The organism is Methylobrevis pamukkalensis (assembly GCF_001720135.1).
GTDB lineage: Bacteria > Pseudomonadota > Alphaproteobacteria > Rhizobiales > Pleomorphomonadaceae > Methylobrevis > Methylobrevis pamukkalensis.
The window spans coordinates 1-464 of sequence record NZ_MCRJ01000327.1; the positions used below are offsets into that span (position 1 = coordinate 1).

The window sequence follows — 464 nt, forward strand, 5'->3', positions numbered from 1 at the left end:
GCCGGCCCTGCCGCCACGCTCGCCCGCGCGCGGCGTCCGGGGTCCATGTGCTGCTGGTGCCGCTCATGAAGTCGCTGGCGACCGTGGCCCCCGCCCCGACGTCGGCGCGCTGGCGGAGATTGCCGCCGCCGGCGACGGACGCTTTGCCGGCTCGGACACGCCGGAGCCGGTGCTCGGCGCCGTGGCCGCCCACCGCCGACGCGCGGATCGCCGCCTCCGACTATGCCGCCCTGGTACAGGCCGACCTCGCTGGTGGCTGCTGCCCTTCGCCGCCTGTTCCTGCTCGCCGCCTTCCGGAGGACCGCATGACCCGGATCGCCCTTGCCCTGCTGCTCGTCCTCGGCGCCGGCCTCGGCCTCGTCTCGGCCCGCGACGCGGCCGGACGCTCGCCCTGCGGCTCGGGGCGCCGGAACTGGCCGCGGCGCTGATCGAGGATCCCGCCTGGCGCGGCGTCGCGCTCTACA

General features: G+C 77.4%; 1 protein-coding gene. It reads left to right on the plus strand.

The genetic code is table 11. The features are described from left to right. A partial coding sequence (locus A6302_RS23820) for a hypothetical protein (RefSeq protein WP_210183438.1) occupies positions 1-428 on the plus strand: 428 nt, incomplete at its 5' end. Between the last annotated feature and the right edge of the window lie 36 nt (positions 429-464).